The 576-nt window shown below is 47.7% G+C and carries 1 pseudogene; it reads left to right on the plus strand.

Annotated features, from left to right (window positions below):
• Positions 1-315 (plus strand): annotated as a pseudogene (locus R7040_RS28550) (EamA family transporter); the annotation flags it as partial.
• Positions 316-576 lie beyond the last annotated feature (261 nt).

Here is a 576-nt window from a genome sequence, read left to right on the forward strand (position 1 = left end):
TGGCAATGGGACGCGTTTCCTGTCGCGGCAGGGTCCAGTTTGTTCATTATGATCTATGCGGCGACTTGTGTGCTGGCGTACCGTTCTATCGATAGCAACAAAATCGCGAGCGCAGAATACAGCGGTTTGATTGGTGCGGTTGTCGTTGGCTTTATTTGGTTTGGTGAAATACCAGATATTTTCATGGCCATCGGTACAGTGATGATCGTGGTGCCACTGATCTGGCTATCGAAACGCGAGCGTCGCAAGCAGAAAGAACATGCTCAGCTTCAGGCTCAAAAGGAGCACGAGCAGCAAGTACCTATCGTTTCGTAAGACCCAAAACCTATACGATGAATGCAAAAAAGCCCTTTCGTCTATCAGACCAAAGGGCTTGTCTTTATCACTCAATTCAAGCGTAGATTATTGTGGCAGAACCACTTTGCCATCTTGAATTGGGAAAGTTTTCGTCGCAGGTTTGCTTGCCATACGAATTGTGGTTGGTGCACCAGCCACTTCATACGTTACGTCGTAACCTACCACCTTCTCAGAAGTCGTGTATTCGGTGTGACACTGCTTCTTCGTGGTCGTAATCAC

This window comes from Vibrio sp. 1069, from assembly GCF_033340555.1.